General features: G+C 65.1%; 1 protein-coding gene. It reads right to left on the bottom strand.

Annotation, left to right across the window (positions count from 1 at the left end; translation table 11 throughout):
• Nucleotides 1-470 (bottom strand): phage major capsid protein (locus tag I6F37_RS38950; RefSeq protein WP_225154215.1); only part of this gene is annotated, 470 nt, incomplete at both ends.

The following is a 470-nucleotide window of genomic DNA, read 5'->3' as shown; positions in this document are numbered from 1 at the left end:
GTCTTGGTCAGGGTCATGTACTGGTTGAAGTCGACGAACATGATGTCGCCGAGATCGCCCACGGTTTCGGTGACCTGGTGCGGGATCACCGGACGGCCGAGCAGGCTGCCGTAGGGATTGTCACGCAGCCCGCCGGCGGCGATGTAGACCGGCTGCTGGCCGATCACCATCAACGGCAGCTGCACCTCGGCATCCGGGTTGACCAGCCACACCGCGCTTTGGCGCGACTGGATCGGCATGCGCGAGAACATCTTGACGACGTTGGTGGCGTTGATCGTATCGGCGGTCTGGGAGCCCTCCGCCGCTACGGTGACCAGGCACGGCGAGTTGAGGAAGCCCAAGGGCTGGCCGACGCCGTTGCCGCGGACGATGGCGTCGGAGATCTTGAAGTCCATCTTCTCCGGGGCCTTGCGGCGCAGGTAACCGTCGAGAGCCGGCGAGTCCTCGAGCAGCTCCTCGGTGACCGGAAT

This window comes from Bradyrhizobium sp. NBAIM08 (assembly GCF_020193935.1).
Lineage (GTDB): Bacteria > Pseudomonadota > Alphaproteobacteria > Rhizobiales > Xanthobacteraceae > Bradyrhizobium > Bradyrhizobium yuanmingense.
This window is presented reverse-complemented; position numbering and strand designations above follow the sequence as displayed.